The organism is Pseudoalteromonas sp. DY56-GL79 (assembly GCF_041414765.1).
GTDB classification, from domain to species: Bacteria; Pseudomonadota; Gammaproteobacteria; order Enterobacterales; family Alteromonadaceae; genus Pseudoalteromonas; species Pseudoalteromonas piscicida.
The window spans coordinates 115,850-132,277 of sequence record NZ_JANHZS010000003.1 but is presented as its reverse complement, the minus strand read 5'-3'; the positions used below and the strand labels follow the sequence as shown (position 1 = coordinate 132,277).

14 protein-coding genes and 1 other RNA gene are annotated in these 16,428 nt (G+C 43.5%); 7 read left to right on the top strand and 8 right to left on the bottom strand.

Annotated features, from left to right (window positions below):
* The first annotated feature begins 249 nt into the window (after window positions 1-249).
* Window positions 250-1,095, top strand: a complete 846-nt coding sequence (locus tag NO992_RS03115; RefSeq protein WP_082086207.1) for a cation diffusion facilitator family transporter — start codon at window positions 250-252, stop codon at window positions 1,093-1,095.
* Here the strand turns inward: NO992_RS03115 and NO992_RS03110 are convergent.
* The 3 genes from NO992_RS03110 to NO992_RS03100 are packed head-to-tail and all read right to left on the bottom strand — an operon-like array spanning window position 1,047 to window position 4,063.
* Entirely contained in the window at window positions 1,047-2,009 is a 963-nt protein-coding gene (locus NO992_RS03110; RefSeq protein WP_371374238.1) for an alpha/beta fold hydrolase, read from the bottom strand. The two genes, NO992_RS03115 and NO992_RS03110, sit on opposite strands and share 49 nt — an antisense overlap.
* A gap of 2 nt (window positions 2,010-2,011) precedes the next feature.
* The gene (locus tag NO992_RS03105) at window positions 2,012-3,373 is read right to left on the bottom strand and encodes an ATP-binding protein (protein WP_045963353.1); all 1,362 of its coding nucleotides are present in this window, start codon (window positions 3,371-3,373) and stop codon (window positions 2,012-2,014) included.
* 3 nt (window positions 3,374-3,376) lie between these two features.
* Window positions 3,377-4,063: a response regulator gene (locus NO992_RS03100; RefSeq protein ID WP_253105441.1), complete on the bottom strand. Its 687-nt coding sequence runs from the start codon at window positions 4,061-4,063 to the stop codon at window positions 3,377-3,379.
* A 207-nt stretch (window positions 4,064-4,270) separates the two neighbouring features.
* Here NO992_RS03100 and NO992_RS03095 point away from each other — a divergent pair, with 207 nt between their 5' ends.
* Both NO992_RS03095 and NO992_RS03090 read left to right on the top strand, forming a co-directional pair.
* Complete coding sequence (locus tag NO992_RS03095; protein ID WP_371374234.1) at window positions 4,271-4,732, top strand: Spy/CpxP family protein refolding chaperone; 462 nt, start codon at window positions 4,271-4,273, stop codon at window positions 4,730-4,732.
* A gap of 371 nt (window positions 4,733-5,103) precedes the next feature.
* Complete coding sequence (locus NO992_RS03090; RefSeq protein ID WP_017216438.1) at window positions 5,104-5,412, top strand: helix-turn-helix transcriptional regulator; 309 nt, start codon at window positions 5,104-5,106, stop codon at window positions 5,410-5,412.
* 83 nt (window positions 5,413-5,495) lie between these two features.
* On the opposite strand, the gene yacG is transcribed toward NO992_RS03090, so the two are convergent.
* On the bottom strand, window positions 5,496-5,738 hold the full coding sequence (gene yacG, locus NO992_RS03085) for a DNA gyrase inhibitor YacG (protein WP_371374450.1): 243 nt from the start codon (window positions 5,736-5,738) through the stop codon (window positions 5,496-5,498).
* Between the two features lie 156 nt (window positions 5,739-5,894).
* Here yacG and NO992_RS03080 point away from each other — a divergent pair, with 156 nt between their 5' ends.
* Window positions 5,895-8,225 (top strand): ATP-binding protein, encoded by a 2,331-nt coding sequence (locus NO992_RS03080; protein WP_371374231.1) that lies wholly within the window; start codon window positions 5,895-5,897, stop codon window positions 8,223-8,225.
* Between the two features lie 79 nt (window positions 8,226-8,304).
* On the top strand, window positions 8,305-8,754 hold the full coding sequence (locus NO992_RS03075) for a response regulator (protein ID WP_371374228.1): 450 nt from the start codon (window positions 8,305-8,307) through the stop codon (window positions 8,752-8,754).
* A 46-nt stretch (window positions 8,755-8,800) separates the two neighbouring features.
* Here NO992_RS03075 and NO992_RS03070 read toward each other — a convergent pair whose 3' ends face one another.
* From NO992_RS03070 to rapA, 4 genes are all read right to left on the bottom strand, one after another.
* Window positions 8,801-10,159, bottom strand: a complete 1,359-nt coding sequence (locus NO992_RS03070) for an L-cystine transporter (protein ID WP_371374225.1) — start codon at window positions 10,157-10,159, stop codon at window positions 8,801-8,803.
* Window positions 10,160-10,578: 419 nt separating this feature from the next.
* Window positions 10,579-10,761: non-coding RNA, 6S RNA (gene ssrS / locus NO992_RS03065), on the bottom strand.
* A gap of 197 nt (window positions 10,762-10,958) precedes the next feature.
* Complete coding sequence (gene rluA, locus NO992_RS03060; protein ID WP_349198069.1) at window positions 10,959-11,612, bottom strand: bifunctional tRNA pseudouridine(32) synthase/23S rRNA pseudouridine(746) synthase RluA; 654 nt, start codon at window positions 11,610-11,612, stop codon at window positions 10,959-10,961.
* A 104-nt stretch (window positions 11,613-11,716) separates the two neighbouring features.
* A complete protein-coding gene (gene rapA / locus NO992_RS03055) occupies window positions 11,717-14,614 on the bottom strand; it encodes an RNA polymerase-associated protein RapA (protein WP_017216432.1) in 2,898 nt (965 codons plus the stop codon).
* Between rapA and NO992_RS03050 the strand changes: the two genes are divergently transcribed.
* Entirely contained in the window at window positions 14,613-14,819 is a 207-nt protein-coding gene (locus tag NO992_RS03050) for a hypothetical protein (RefSeq protein WP_349198065.1), read from the top strand. The two genes, rapA and NO992_RS03050, sit on opposite strands and share 2 nt — an antisense overlap.
* 89 nt (window positions 14,820-14,908) lie before the next feature.
* Window positions 14,909-16,309, top strand: coding sequence for a PhoH family protein (locus tag NO992_RS03045; RefSeq protein ID WP_010372335.1), 1,401 nt, complete (start codon window positions 14,909-14,911; stop codon window positions 16,307-16,309).
* Window positions 16,310-16,428: the final 119 nt, after the last annotated feature.

Here is a 16,428-nt window from a genome sequence, read left to right as displayed (position 1 = left end):
GAGTGAAAGGTATACCCAGTTTTTAAAGTACGACTGTTGTGAAAAACTATACAACCGTAATCTGTTTTTCATTTCAAAGCATTACCCTGTAATATAACAGCATCGCGATGCCGTGGCATTTTGCGAGTGGTTTGACGACTAATTAGAGGTTTAGGCTTTCCGTCAGATTAAATAACATGAAAAAATGAGGTGCCAGTGGATCGCAACTATGAATTTTGGGTTAGGTTTTCGAGTGTCTTTACCATCATAATGGTGGGATTGATGATCGCTGCTAAGTGTTGGGCTTGGCTGTCTTCAGGTAGTGCCGCTATGCTCGGCTCTTTAACTGATTCACTGCTTGATATTAGCGCCTCTTTAATGAATTTCTTTGTACTGAGCTACGCACTGCGTCCTGCGGATGATGATCATCGATTTGGTCATGGAAAGGCTGAAGCATTAGCTGGGCTTGGACAAGCGGCCTTTATCGCGGGTTCTGCGAGTTTATTGGCTTTTCATGGTGTAGAGCGCATTATCAATCCAACCCACATTCCACATTCATTGTTTGGTGTGTGGGTGAGTTTATTTGCGATAGTTTGTACTTTGTTGGTGGTTGCGGTGCAGTATCAAGTCGTTAAACGCACGCAGTCCATCGCCATTAAGGCCGACTCGTTACATTATAAGGGCGATATTTTATTAAACCTCGCGGTGCTCCTAGCGGTATTGCTTAACTTTTACGGCGTAGGTTACGCCGATCCGATTTTTGGTATTTTGGTGGCGATGTATTTACTTTATAACAGTTGGGATATTGCCAAGGAAAGTGCTGCGCACTTAATGGATAAAGAGCTGCCAGACGAAGAAAAAGCACAGATCATACTTATTGCGTCGAGTCATGAGGACGTTTATGGAGTACATGATTTGCGTACCAGGCAAGGTGGCAAAATCAAATTTATTCAACTGCATCTAGAGCTTGATGACGATATGCCGCTGATGCGAGCGCATCAAGTTGCGGATGAGGTGGTTGCTAGCATTAAAGAAGAGTTTGATTGTGAGATGGACGTACTCATCCATCAAGACCCAGTTTCTTTAGCGCTAAGTAGCTCGGCTGTAAACGCATAAAAATCATCTAACACGGCTTTGCGGGTATTATCTTGCTCGCAAAGTAGTTCATGTTTCCCGATAAACTCTGTAACTGTCACATTGTCTCTGTGCGCGGCAAAGTGTACTTGTGCCTGATTATCAACAATGCTGTCTTCACTGGCTGTCGCGATACGGATTGGCAGATCTAGCTTAATATCTTGAAACGAGCGGCATTTATGTAGCGCCGTGTATAACCAAGCAAAGCTGACACCACCGAGTTGTAGCTCGGGAAATTGATCGTACAAACCTCTAAAAAGCGCATATCTAATTGGACAATCAGTAAGGTCATTATCTTGAAAAGGTTTATTGTGGTAGTGCACCTGTCCCAGTGCATAATGCTTACCAAGCCCAAATAAACAAGCTGCGCCTGCCAGCCCCTCGGCAAACCAAGCCGGGTAGGGAGTCGTATTGATCCCAAGCATCGGGGCTGATAAATAGACTCCCTCTATGTTGTGAGGCGAAAATAACGATAAATAGTCGCAGGTAATGGCGCCACCCATTGAATGCGCCAATATAAAAAGTGGCAAGGTATTTTGCTTGGCAACGATTTGATCCATAAAGCAGTGCAGTGTTGCTGCATAATCTTCAAAGCGCCTAACATAGCCGATTTGCTTGTCTTTAAGTAATCGCGGCGAGTAGCCTTGTCCTGGATGGTCATAGGTAAATACCGCTATGTTGTTTTGCGCAAACTCCCACAGCAATTCTCTGTATTTATGAGCAGATTCAATACGACCATTAACCAATACCAGGCTGAAGGTTGCCTTTTTTGGAATGTGGTAGGCGTAAAATAGCCTACCATGAGGGGTATCAAAAAAGCCTTTTTGGCAGCCTTGCCAGTGCTTATCAATTTCCGGAAGATGTGATTCAAGTTGCTGACTTTGGCTATAAAACATGGCTACCTGTGTAATGGAATTCGAATGCTGACTTGCAAACCAACATTATTACTAAATTCGATATGAGCGTCATGTACTTTTAACGCGTGCTGCGCAATGGCAAGACCCAGCCCAAACCCGCCCATTTGATTTTTGCTTGGCGTACGTGCGCTCGATACTCTGAAAAATGGAATACAAAGCTTGTCGAGCATATCTTCACTTACGCCTTTACCATCATCACTGATAGTGCATAGCAACTGATTACCATCACTCTCAATATCGACATTAATAAGGCTAGTCGCATACTTGATCGCGTTACGAATAATGTTTTCGAATGCGCGGTTAAGTAGCATTGGGTCGCCATAAAGTGTTGCCTCGGGTAGTGCTGTGACGATAAGGTTTTTCCCTAATTGTTGTGCTTCAAACAGTGCATCTTCCAATATCGGGTCGAGCAGTTCATTGAGCTTAATTATCTGCATATCGATTGGCACTTGATCCGCTTCGAGCTTAGATAAATGCAAAATATCACTGAGCATATTTTCAACTAACTGAGCTTCACGCTCAATGCGCTCGATATAACTTTGGCTTTGCGCTGTGGCATGACCGGCAGCGAGGCCTGTGGCCATTTGTAAGCGGGTGAGCGGTGAGCGTAGTTCATGGGATATATCAGCAAGCAAGCGCTTTTGATTATTAACTAAAGACTCTAACTTATCTGCCATTAAGTTAAAATCATGACCCAGTTGACCGAGTTCATCTTGGCGCTTGGTATTTATATTGGCTCTGCTCGACAATTCTCCACGAGAAAGTTTTGCAGCAGCTTTTTGTAGCTCTTTAATTGGCGACAATAGATCTCGAGTAAACCAAAAACACAGTAATAAGCTTGCGCCTAGCACCACCGCGATTTTTACCCAAAGCGGTAGAGTTCTTAATTTGATGAGCGCACTTGGGGTATGGTTTTCAAAAATTAAATAAAGACGATAACTTTCACCTTGAAGTGTAAGTTCTAGGGGGCCAAAAGCCTTGTACTCTGGGGTAAAAATAGCGGCCGGTTTGGCATCTTCGGTAAAACTGAGTAAATCTAAATTCAGCGTTTTTATATTGGGATCGGCGGCAACGCTTTTTTCGGCATCGCGGTGGCTCAAGTAGATATTTCGAGCCTTTCTTTTACGCAGTTTGGCGACCTTATTCAACTCAAAGTTGGGGCGCTCGCTTGCGCGTATTAACGCTTGTTCTAATTGTTTTAGATTTTGCAGCATGGGTTTTGAGATGCGGTGAGTTTCTACAACATCGGGTTGTAGCATGCTGATCCCAAGCAACAACAACATAGTGGCAATGATAGTAAGCCAAAACCAGGCAAAAACCTTAACAAGTAAGTACCGCTTCATTCATTACGCCTTTAGAAAAATATAGCCAGCGCCGCGGATCGTTTTGATATAAGTATGTTCACTTAACGCGGCAATTTTCTTGCGAACGTTAGAGACATGCATATCGATAGAGCGATCGTAAGGCACGAGTGGTCGGCCTAGTACTTGTCGTGAAATAGTCTGCTTGTCGACCACTTCTCCTGCGGTTCTGACCAGCAAGAGTAACACCTCGTATTCGGTGCCCGTCAGTGACAGCACCTCGCCATTAACAGTAGCACTTCTTGAAGCTACATCTAAACGCAGCTGATGGATAGTAAAGGTATCATCCGGGCTGTGTTGCTTATAATGATCGACGCGACGGGTAATGGCTTTAACGCGCGCGAGTAGCTCGCGGTGGTTAAATGGTTTTGGAATATAATCGTCAGCACCTAGTTCCAAACCAAAGATGCGGTCAAAGTCATCGCCTTTTGCTGTTAGCATAATAACGGGTGTCATCTTCTGGACACGTAACGCTTTTAGTACTTCAAAACCATCCATTTCGGGAAGCATTACGTCTAATAATATCAGGTCGAAATTTTGCTTTAATGCCAGCTGTAGACCTTCAGTTCCTGTGTGGGCCATCGCTACTTCAAAGCCTTCTGCAGTAAAGTATTCTGTTAACAGGCCGCAAAGTTCTTGGTCGTCATCAATAAGTAAAATGGAATGTTTCATTGTCATACTTAGTCCAGCATTGTTGATTGGCGTTGGCCTGAATAGTTCGGCGCTAGCATATTACACCTTACTTCAACGCCTTATGTAAATTGCCTTTGCTTTTTTTTGCAAAGCACTGACAAAACTTTACCTCTGTCTGACGTTCCTTTTCTTTGTGCTTGCTAAATTTGGAAGTGACAAAGCAATGGCGAACAAGGAGCCAATACCATGAAATTACTATCTACTTTAGCATTAGTTACAGCACTTGGCGTATCGACTTTCAGCTTCACTGCAAACGCGGGCCTGATGGGCGGGCAGCTTGAGCACTCAGCAAGGTTGCTACTATCAGATAAAGGCCAGAAGTTATTAGAGTTGACAGAAGCGCAGCAAGGCCAACTAAAGACAATTTATGCGGATTACAAAACTGCCAAAAAAACGCTAAAAGAAAGCGGGAAAGAAGCACATTCAGCTTATCGTGAAGAAATGAAAGCACTTATGGCAGCGCCAACCTTTGATAAGGTTCAAGCGCAACTTTTACTGGAAAAAGGCCAAGATAAAAAGCAAGCGTGGGCGCTACTTTCAATGGAAACTCGCCACAAAGTATTCCATGTATTGAATGAAGAGCAGCGCGATAAGCTCCAAGCACTTAAATCACGTCGTAGTCACAAAAGCCATAAAAAAGCAGATTAAGTCTCGATGTTTCTCTCCAACTTAGCCCTAACCTTTCCGGTAAGGGCTTTATCATTTCTTGCCAATCACTTTTGAATAGTGAGAGCTGGTACTCCAAATTGACCAAGAGTAGTGGCCAATTGCGATTAATGTACAAAATATTACGACTGCTTGTACTGGTTTAAGTTACATGTTGATAACATGTTTGCGTTGTGATATTTTTCGATTAAGAGTACATCTTGCAAGTCTGCGGACAACTCTTTGAAATAGTGTTGAATTGAAAAATTCTTAATTTACGCGCACAAACTTTCCAATAACTTTTGTTTTCTTCAGAGTAACTAAGGGTATTCTTTGTTGTTGGCTGTTTGTTACTAGGTATCACTGAGGGAGACATGCAGACACCTGAAGAATACGAGGTGACACTTAGGATCCGAGAACTGCTCAAAGAACTCAAAAAGCGTAAAGGCTATACTAAAAAAACCATTAGCCAAAAGCTCGGAATAGGTCTCACCACACTAGACGACTATCTTAACGGAACAAGCTCATTTCGCTTAGGTACCTTAATTAAATTGTCGGAAATTTGCCGGATCCAATTAAGTGATATTTTGGAAGGGGCGGGGCATATAGCTAAAACCTATCAAAATGAGGTGAGAAACACAGAGCAAAAGACGGAACAAGATCAAACGGAAATAGAGCGCTAGCACAAGCTGCTGAGTTTGAATTGTTTGTCTTGCCAAACAAGTTGCTAATGAGAGGAAAAGGCCGAGGAAATCGGCCTACAGGTTTATTCTTTAAAAAAGCTGTCGTCGTTTTTTGCCAGCATCGCTTCTATATCTTCAATCAAACTTTCCGCATCTTGAGGCGTGAGCTCACCGCTTTTCATCGGCGTTGAAATCGTATTGGATTCGTCAGACCAATCACCTAAATCAATTAATTGACAGCGTTTTGAGCAAAACGGGCGAAATGGGCTTTTATCAGACCATTTAACAGCCTGTTGGCAGGTTGGACACTTTACTGTGGTTGTCATCATACACTTACTTTTTTACTTCCTAATTGCTTAAGTCTAATCGCATTTAATTGCTTTGTGAACCGAGTGCTTACTTACTCTGTTGCTTGCATACTAGGTAGGGATCCATGATAGGATGAGACTGCGAGGTAAACTAAGGAAAAAGGTGTACAAAAGGTGGAGAAGTTCGAAGCAACATTAGACAACTGTCATAAAGAGCCAATTCATATTCCAGGTTCAATTCAGCCGCATGGCTATTTATTGCTATTCGACACTAACACATTAACACTATGCTATTTTAGCGAAAACTTTGCCGCACTTGTAGGGCTTGAGCCTAGTGCTTTGGTCAATACTCATGCTGAAACGATTTTTGCGTCTCCATTTTCTGAGTTGCTTGCCAGCAACTGTAACTCCTCTGATATCCATCGTTTGAATCCGATGACAGCCAGCATAAAAACCAAGAACTCAACATGCGTTGAATTCTCCGTAGTCGCTAGTCAAAACGAAACTGGGCTCATATTAGAACTTGAGCAAAACACGGCGCATGGCGTTGAAATCAATCATTCAATGCAACACCTTATGAAGCATTCGTTGTCTAGTATGGTGGATTCTCAGTCGTTACAGGCTTCGTACGAGATGGCCGTGGAAGAAATTAGAGAATTAACGCGGTTTGACAGAGTGATGCTGTATAAATTTGACCATGAATATAATGGTGAGGTGGTTGCAGAGGCTAAGCGCAGTGGACTTAACTCCTTTTTACATCAGCATTTTCCCGAGTCTGATATTCCAAAACAAGCAAGAGCACTGTATTTAAGGAATCCGATCCGCTTGCTTGCCGATGTTGATGGTGAAAATTCACCGCTTTATCCGCAAGACCGGGCGATCGATTTAAGCGCCTGTATTTTACGTAGTGTATCACCTATTCATTGCCAGTATTTACGCAATATGGGCGTTCAGGCAACCATGTCTATCAGTATTATCGTTGCTGGTAAATTATGGGGACTGATAGCCTGTCACCACTACGAAAAACACATAGTCCCATTTAACACGCGTGAAGTCGCCCAGTATATGGGGTTGATGTTGTCTTATCTGATCTCTCTCAAGACCTCATCCTTAGAAGCTATGGCAGAAGCCAATGCACTGACATTGAGCTCTTCCGTCACAGAGCGCATGGCAAAAGAAATCTTTTTTGTTGATGGGCTACGCTACGAGTCCGCTGCATTACAAGAGATGATGAAAGCTACGGGTGTCGCGTGGCGCGTTGAGAATGATTTGGAGTGCTACGGGCAAACTCCCGCAAAAGCGGATATTGAGAGTATTTACCGTTGGCTTGCAGAGCATCAACTTGGCGATGACTCCATTTTTTATTGTCATAATTTAGGTGAGCTTAACGAAACATTTAAAGCCTTTGCGAAAACTGCGAGTGGGGTGCTATTGATGCCACTTTCAGCGGATGCTAATCATTTCATCATGTGGTTTAGAAAGGAAGTTATTCAAACCAAAAATTGGGGAGGGAAGCCTGAAAAATCCATTGAGTTTTTGGATGATGGTAGCCACCGTTTAATGCCGCGTAGTTCGTTTAAGTTGTGGGTCGAGAATGTGAAGTGCAAATCTCACCCTTGGACGGAAGCTGAAGTAAGTTGTGCATTGAAGTTTCGTAATACCTTGGTTAATTATGTGCTGGCTAAATCTGAGCGATATAAAAAGCTTAATGCAATTCTAGAGCAAAAAGTTACCAAACGTACCGAAGCGTTGGAAAATGAGATCACTTCGCGTCGCACTGCTGAGCAATTACTGACGATAGCACTTGAGAAAGCACATGAGTCGAATCAAGAGCTGGAGCGTTTTGCCTTTTTAGCATCCCATGATCTACAAGAGCCGCTTAGAAAAATCCAAATGTTCGGCGATCGGATCCAGTGTTCAGCTGAGGGACTAAATGATAGACATGCCTCTTATCTTAAGCGCATGATGGATTCTGCTGAGCGAATGCAAAAGTTGATCAAAGGATTACTAAGCTTTTCACGGATTGATCGTAAAGGTGAGTCATTTAAATCATTTGATGGCGATAATGCGTTAGCTGAAACCTTACTGGATCTTGAGTTAGTTATTAAAGAATCAAACGCACAAGTGGATACCACGGGGCTTGGCGACGTATTTGGAGATCGCAGGCAGTTGCAGCGTGTGCTGCTAAACTTAATTAATAATGGGATTAAGTTTAGTGCGCCAGAAAGAGCGCCGCGGGTCTCTATTAGCAGCGAACGTAAAGCAAATGAACTGATTGTTGCCGTTAAGGATAACGGGATTGGTTTTGATCCAGAATTTAGTGAGCAGATCTTTAATCTTTTTGAAAGATTACATGGTCGTAGCGCATATGCCGGTACTGGGCTTGGGCTTGCTATTTGTAAAAAAATCGTCGAAAGACATCATGGTCGCATATGGGTCGAAACGGAAGTGGGGCAAGGTTCTACTTTCTATTTTAGCTTGCCGATTTCAGCGCAAGCGATTTAACTTAGCTGTAGAGCCATTGATGCGGTTCTGATATCAGCATACAAACTCGAGGTTTAATGCGAGTTTAAGGAGAGTGTGTATGGGTCATCATCATGATTTAATTAAACAGCTTCACTCTGTAAACTATATCTTGGTTGCAGATGATGATTTCGACGACCAAGAATTAATCCGTGATGCATTTGAAGACAACGGTGTGATGGAGGCTAAGTTACAATTTGTAAGTGATGGCGTCGAGTTGATTGAAAAACTCAATAGCACCGAACTATTGCCTAGCCTTATTATTCTTGATTTAAATATGCCACGAAAAAGCGGTAAAGATGTATTGGCTGAGATGCGAGGGGCTGCAAACCTTAAGCATATTCCGGTTATTATGTTCAGTACATCGGACTCAGAGATAGATATAAAACAGTGTTACTTGCTTGGGGCGAATTCTTATATGACCAAACCTTCTCAATATCATGAGCTGGTGGATTCAATGAAGTCCTTGCTGACTTTTTGGCTTGGCACTGCAAAGCTCGTGATTGATTAAAAGTGAAGGGCCAGAATAACTAGCTGGCCCTTAAGCTGTCATAGCACTATATTGCTTCGTTAGTATGCTTTTGCTTTAGCAAGCGACTTGTCACTGTACCTGCGGTCATTGAGCCCGATACATTGAGTGCCGTTCTTGCCATATCAATTAATGGCTCAATAGAAATAAGCAGCGCTGCAATTGTCACTGGTAGTCCCATCGCAGGCAGTACTACCAAAGCTGCGAAAGTGGCACCACCTCCAACACCCGCAATACCAAACGAGCTAATTGCAACCATAGCCACTAATGAGACAATAAAGTCGAGTGCGAACGGGTCAATTCCTACCGTTGGCGCAACCATTACTGCAAGCATTGCAGGATAAATACCGGCGCAGCCATTTTGTCCGATTGTCGCACCAAACGATGCAGAAAGGTTTGCAATCGCAGGGGGAACATTAAGCTTGTGGATCTGCGCTTCAACATTCAATGGGATGGTTGCCGCGGAGCTTCTTGAGGTGAAAGCAAAAGTTAAAACAGGCCAAATTTTTTGGAAGAAATGCTTTGGGTTTTCACCAACCAAAGTAACTAGTAAGCCATGCACCACAAACATCAGTAAAATGGCAACGTAAGAGGCAATAATAAAACCGAGTAAGCTAATAATGTCAGCCATGCTTGATGTGGCGATCACTTTGGCCATCAAACCAGCTACACCATAAGGCGTAAGGGCGATGATCATACGTACTAATCTCAACACAACTGCCTGTGCGCCTTCAACTGCATTTTTTATTGGACTACTTAAATCTGACTCTTCCATGATGGCTCTACGAGCAGCAATACCAGTTAACACACCAAAAATCACCACGGCGATAATCGAGGTCGAGCGCTCGCCAGTTAAGTCAGCAAACGGATTGGTTGGTACAAAGCTAAGCAGCATTTGTGGAATGGTTAAATCGGCAACGGTTGTTGCACGCTCTTCAAGTACCGCTATTCTGGCAGTTTCGCGTGCACCTTCAACTAAGCCTTGAGCGCTTAACCCAAATGCTTGAGTGATAAAAATACCAATAAGCGCCGCAATGGCCGTGGTAAAAACTAAAATTGCGATGGTGATAAATGAGATCTTTCCAAGTGAGCCTTGATTATCTAATTTTACAACCGCGGCAATCATAGAAACTAAGACCAATGGCATAATGACCATTTTTAGAAGGTTGACATAGCCGCTACCAACAATCGCAACCCAATCTAGTACAGTCTGTTTAGTGGTTAAGTCACCGGAGAAAACAAATTGTAGGGCGAGTCCAAATAGGCTACCCGCAACTAAGCCTAATAATACTGTTCGAGACAGGGTTTCGGAGCGCTGTTGAAAGCGGTAAAGACCGAAAAGTATGGCAATAAAAACCACCAACGCGGCGATAACAGCAAAAGACATCAGAATACCTTTCGAAATATATGAAAATAACGCGCTACTATAGAGGTTTTGTTGATTGGGCTAAAATATTCTTTGACTATGGAATAGAACAAAAGGTTATCAATAAAAATGAAAGTTTTTGATGGTTTTTCCTTTCATATAAAGATGTCTTGTAGTGAGTTGGTACTAACTCATAGTAATTTAAAACACTGAGATATGCGCTTAGCTTACAATAATCTTTCGTAGCAGCGAGTTTATCTCGCGACTCTTTTTTAGAGTTTATCTCGCGACTCTTTTCGAGCATTTATCTCGCAATTTCTTTTGCTTTGCGACGTTAACTGTGTGGCCGCTTTTATAGTATGGAGTTGAACATGTGGTTTATTGAGTATATGTAAAAGCGAGTTAGCTTTGAGGCGATGACATGCGTAGAGTGGGAAAGGTTGTTCCCCGGCTTCGCGGATGCCGATGTCAGCCCTTGAACCCTGAGGTTCAAGGCGGAGAGCAACAGCCTACCGTAGGCTTCTCGGTACATGCCGAGCATGCTCAATAGTAAACAAACTGCTATCCTAAACGAAATTTATCGGCTCAGGGACTTAATCAGCTGTCCTACGAGCTAGGGAACAATTACAGTATATAAAACATCTGCCGATCACGAAACCATAGTAATGCAATTTATGTGTTAACCGCGTGCTTTTTACCCGCTTTGTTTAGTGACTAAGCAAACGTTAATCTGAGCGTTAGCTGGCAACGCTAAATTTGCTTAATTTTTCGAAGGCCACAGTTTCTAAACCGTTTCTAACTAACAGAGTAAACAGGTTACTTAGAAAGGAACCGGTGCGGTAAAGGTCATCATCTCAGTGGTTGTTGGATGTGAAATTTGCAGCATCTCTGCATGCAACTGTAGACGTGAAGCCGCCGCTAACGCCTCTCCCGTAGCGTATAGTCTATCACCTAGGATAACGTGTCCAAGCGAAAGCATATGTACTCTGAGTTGATGAGAACGTCCTGTGATGGGGGTTAGCTTTACGCGTGTTGCTTGTGCTTCATATTCCATGACTTCAAAATGCGTTAATGAAGGTTTTCCGGTCTCATGACAAACCATTTGCTTTGGGCGGTTAGGCCAATCACACACCAGCGGTAAATCAACAGAACCCGTTTGCTGTTGTAATTTACCATGAACTCGGGCGATGTAGTGTTTGTGGGTTAACCGGTCTTGAAATTGAATACTTAGATGGCGATGCGCTGCTTTATTCATAGCAAGGCACAGCACGCCGGATGTTGCCATATCAAGGCGATGCACAATTCTTGCCGTAGGGTAGACAAAATTCACTCTGGCGATAGCGCTGTCCCAATGCTTTGGATCTTTACCAGGTACGGTGAGTAACCCGCTTGGTTTGTTGATCACCAACATATCTTCATCTTGGTACAAAATATCAAGATAGGGAGAAAGGGGGGGCGCGTAATTTAGTAACACCAGCTGCCTCAGCATGAACAAGAACGAAGCCGCGTATTATATATGAGTTGCTAAGTGATCGGTAGCAAGAAAGAGAGCCGAGGCTCTCTTTCGGTGTGGGAGGTTTACTGGTTTGCAACTACAATTAAACGAATCGCATCCAACTTAAGCTGCGCTTTTTCAATGTGTGTGCTCAGCTCAGCCCTTTGTTTATCAAATACTTGAACTTCTTCGTCACGGATGTTCGGATTGATAGCTTTAAGTGCTTGCAAACGACCTTGCTCATCACCTAATTGCTTTAGCATTTTATCCATAGCATTGGCTTGAATGCTTTCAAGTTGAGCCTGTGCAATATCGCCAGCTTGAGTAATAAGCGGGTGAATAGCACTTTGCAGGGCATTAACCAGCTTACTGCCTGTTTGTCTGCCAACGGCAGAAAGCTGTTGATTGAATGCGTCAAACGCAACGTTTTGGGCTAAGTCATTGCCACCTTTATCCATTAGGACGCGAATTGGTGTAGGCGGTAAAAAGCGGCCCACTTGAAGAGACTTAGGCGCAGAAGCTTCTGCAACGAAGATCATTTCAACGAAGAAAGTACCGACAGGTAACTTGTTGTTTTTAAGCAGTGCCACTGACGCACAACCAAAGTCATCGTTACAGATCATATCCATTACACCGCTGACCATTGGGTGATCCCAGCTGATGAAATGCGCGTCTTCTTGTGACAGTGAGGTGTTACGGTCAAAAGTCACTGTGATGCCATCGTCTTTCAAACAAGGGAAAGAAGGATTTAGCATGTGCTCGGTCGGCTTGAGAATAATCGTATTCTCGCCTTTGTCTTCTTGGTTAACACCAAAAGTATCAAACACATTAATCATAAACGCAGGTAAAATTACGTCGTTATCAAGTGCTTCAAGTTCAGCAACGATATTATCTGTTTTACCTTGGCCACTTGAGTGAAGCTCAAGTAGACGGTCTCGACCTTGCTCCATCTTTGTGCGCAGCTGAGCATTTTCTTTTGCGGCTTGCTCCAATAGAGGATCTAATTCGTCTTCGTCACAGTTGTGTTCAGCAATCAGCGCTAACAAATCATCAGAAAAAGACTTATACAGCATTTGCCCCGTAGTGCTGGTGGTTTCGAATGCATCTAAGCCCTCGTGATACCAACGTAGTAATACTTCTTGTGCGGTACTTTCAAAGTAAGGCACGTGAATATTAATGTCGTGCTTTTGACCAATGCGGTCAAGACGACCAATACGTTGCTCAAGTAAGTCAGGGTTAAGCGGTAGGTCAAATAGCACCAAGTGATGTGAGAACTGGAAGTTACGACCTTCAGAGCCAATTTCAGAGCAGAGTAATACTTGCGCGCTATCATATTCATCAGCAAAAAACGCTGCCGCGCGGTCGCGCTCAATGATCGACATGCCTTCGTGGAACACCGCCGCTTTAATCGCTTCGCGTTCACGTAATACTTGTTCAAGGCTAATTGCGGTTTCCGCTTTGGCACAAATAAGCAGTACTTTTTCGTGTTTCAGCTCTTTTAATTTAGCAATCAACCACTCAACGCGCGGGTCAAACTGGGCCCAGCTGCTTCCTTCACCTTCGAACTCTTGGAAGATTTTTTCTGGGAACAAAGCACGCATCGCGTTAAATTCAGGACTTTGAATACCACCAATGTTACCCATTACCGACATTGCTGTTTTGTATTGCTTCGGTAAAGGTACTGGGTATTGATGTAATAAACGACTTGGGTAGCCATCAATGCCACTGCGGCTATTTCTAAATAGAATACGGCCAGTACCATGACGGTCTAGTAACATAGACAAGATTTCAGCTTTGGCGTTGCTATCGCCACTTTGTGCCTTTGCAAGTAGCTCAGAAATATCGGTTTCTTTTAGCAGTGTACAAAGTGTTTGCTCTTCTTTTGCGTCTAACTTTTTGTCTTGCAGTAAGTTGTTTGCGGCTTCTGCGACTTCTTTATAATGACTTTCTTCTTCAACAAACACGTCGTAGTCGTAGAAGCGGTCTGGATCGAGTAGCTGTAAACGCGCAAAGTGACTGCGGTGACCAAGTTGGTCAGGTGTTGCAGTCAACAAGATAAGCCCAGGAATATCCTGAGAAAGCTCAGCAATACGTTGATATTCAGTGCTTGGCTTTTCCTTTGTGACCGTCAGGTGGTGTGCTTCATCAACAATCAGTAGATCCCAATCAGCGAGTGTGGCTTGTTCAAACCAGCGGCGCTTTTTGGTGATAAACTCTAGACTAACCAGTACCAGTTGCTCTGTTTCGAATACATTCGGTGCATCTGCATAAGCTTCGCTACAACGCTCTTCGTCAAAAATCGAAAAGTGCAGGTTAAAGCGGCGTAGCATCTCTACCAGCCATTGGTGTTGTAAGTTCTCTGGAACCACGATCAACACACGGTTGGCACGACCAGAGAGAATTTGCTGGTGTAAAATCATGCCCGCTTCAATGGTTTTACCTAGGCCTACTTCATCAGACAGAAGTACGCGAGGTGCAAAGCGCTTACCGACTTCATCGGCAATATAAAGCTGGTGCGGAATAAGGCTAGCACGCTGACCTATCAACCCTTTAAGGTGAGATTGTTCTTTATCAAACTGGTGTTGCCAAGTTTGATAGCGCAGTGTGTAGCGATCAAAACGGTCGATTTGGCCTGCAAATAGACGATCTTGAGGTTTATTGAACTTGAGGAAGTGATCAAGAAAGGTCTCTTTGAATGAAGTCTCTTCTTCATTATCAACTCGAGTACCATGATAGCAAAATAGTCCATTTTGCTCTTCCACGCTGTCAACACGTAGTTCCCACTCTTCAACATGGCGGATCACATCGCCTGGGTTGAATACAACTCGAGTTACAGGTGCTTCCTGTACTGAGTAAACACGGTTTTCTCCGCTAGCGGGAAATAAAATAGTCACTTGACGCCCCTCAAGTGCCACTATTGTACCCAATCCCAAATCTGATTCCGTATCACTGATCCAGCGCTGACCTAAGGAAAAATTCATGGTTATCTCGTCTATGCAGAAAAAAGGCGGCTATGTTACCTATTCATGTCGGTTTGTTCAATACACAACAGCGACTCAAGCCTTTATTTATCAAGCGCTGGCGCTTTTTCTATCTAGTTGGCATGGCAATCGCCAACTAGTTGTTTTTTATCAATATGCAAGTTGGATTTTCTACTGTCATAAAAGCGACTTTTGTGACAAATAGACTAAACTTGAACTATATCCAAAACATAATCAGTCACTACGTTGTGTATTGGGTATAGCATAATAATCTGTAAACAACAGGAATGCGCTATGGTAAAACAAGACAAAGACCATAAAGTGTACGTGCTCGACACCAACGTACTTCTCCATGAACCACTCGCTTACCTTTCCTTCCAAGAACACGATGTTGTTATTCCGATGACTGTCCTTGAAGAACTCGATCACATTAAAGATCGAAAGAGTGACGTGAGCCGAGACGCAAGAGTTGCCATTCGTGGGTTAGATGATGTGCTTCGCGATGCAACACCAGAGCAAATGCTAGAGGGGGTAGCGCTACCAACATTGAGGATTGAAAGTCACCGGACGCCCAGTTCAGGTAAATTGATTATTGTAAACGATCACCTGTTTCCTGATTCCATCTCCGGGTTACCCGGCAACGAAAATGACCACCGCATTATTAATTGTGCGGTACATTTGCAAACTCAGTACAGCGACAAAAAAGTGGTGCTGGTTACCAAAGACATCAACATGCGACTGAAAGCGAAGGGCGCTGGACTCAAGTATGTTGAAGACTATCGTACCGATCAACTGATTGACGACATTGCGCTGTTAACCAGTGGCTTTAAAAAGGTTGAAGGCGATTTTTGGCAAAATGTTGGTGAGTGTCAAACGCAGCAGGAAGGGCGATACACGGTTCATGATGTGCCAAAGTCACTCGTACCTGATGTGTTCTGTAATGAGTATCTGATAGACGATACTAATCACTTCGCGGCTCGGGTTGTGGGTTACGACTCTGAACACATTCGATTAAAAGACTTAGGCGTTGAACGTTTGATGCACCGTCAAGCATGGGGAGTGAAACCGAAAAATATCAACCAAGGTATGGCGCTGGATGCATTACTTGATACTGACATTGAACTGGTGATACTAACCGGGCCAGCAGGGTGCGGAAAAACCTTATTGGCGCTTGCCAGTGCGCTTGAAATGATCATCGAAAAAGGAATTTACGATAAGGTAATTGTGACGCGAAATACGCCTGAAATTGCAGAGAGCATCGGCTTTTTACCGGGTACGGAAGAAGAGAAAATGGCCCCTTGGCTTGCGGCAATCACAGATACCTTAGAAGTGCTCCACAAACACGATGAAAGTCCCGTGACTAGCCGTAACTACATTATGGAAAAGGCGAACATTCAGTTCAAATCGGTGAATTTTATGCGTGGCCGAAGTATTCAAAATGCGGTCGTTATTCTAGATGAGAGCCAAAACTTAACGGCATCACAGTTAAAAACCATCATCACTCGCTGCGGTGAGGGGACTAAATTGATTTGTACGGGAAACCTCGCCCAGATTGATAGTAATTATCTCACCCCTGTGACATCAGGGTTAACCTATATTGTCGAGCGTTTTAAAGACTTTGAAGGTAGCGCTACCATTAACTTAAACGGTGTAGTACGAAGCCGCTTGGCAAGTTTTGCTGAAGAAAATTTATAACTTGCCTTGAGCCGACTGGCTCGTTACTCTTTTGCTAACACTGTGTGCAAACGGGAACGAGCCAGTAAATGGATGCGACAAAAGAATTTTTACCACTAAAAAGTTACCGAAAGGGAATT